Below are 268 nucleotides of genomic sequence, written 5' to 3'. Positions count from 1 at the left end.
GGATCACGTTCGACGGCAAGGACGTCGCGTCGCTCACCCGCAGGGGTCGACGCGACCTGCGACGCGACATCCAGATCGTCTTCCAGGATCCCGCCGCCGCCGTGGACCCGCGCCTTCCGATCGGCGAGGTCATCGCCGAGCCGCTCCTCGTGCACGACGTCCCCAAGGCGCAGCGCGACGAGCGCGTCGTCGAGCTCCTCGAACTCGTGGGGCTCGATCCCGCGATGGCCGATCGCTACCCGCACGAGTTCTCCGGCGGTCAGCGTCA

The 268-nt window shown here is 70.1% G+C and carries 1 protein-coding gene; it reads left to right on the top strand.

Annotated elements, in window-relative coordinates; translation table 11 throughout:
- Positions 1–268 (top strand): ATP-binding cassette domain-containing protein (locus NLU14_RS21985; RefSeq protein ID WP_338040820.1); only part of this gene is annotated, 268 nt, incomplete at both ends.

Source organism: Marinobacter iranensis (assembly GCF_029207565.1).
GTDB lineage: Bacteria > Pseudomonadota > Gammaproteobacteria > Pseudomonadales > Oleiphilaceae > Marinobacter > Marinobacter iranensis.
This window is presented reverse-complemented; position numbering and strand designations above follow the sequence as displayed.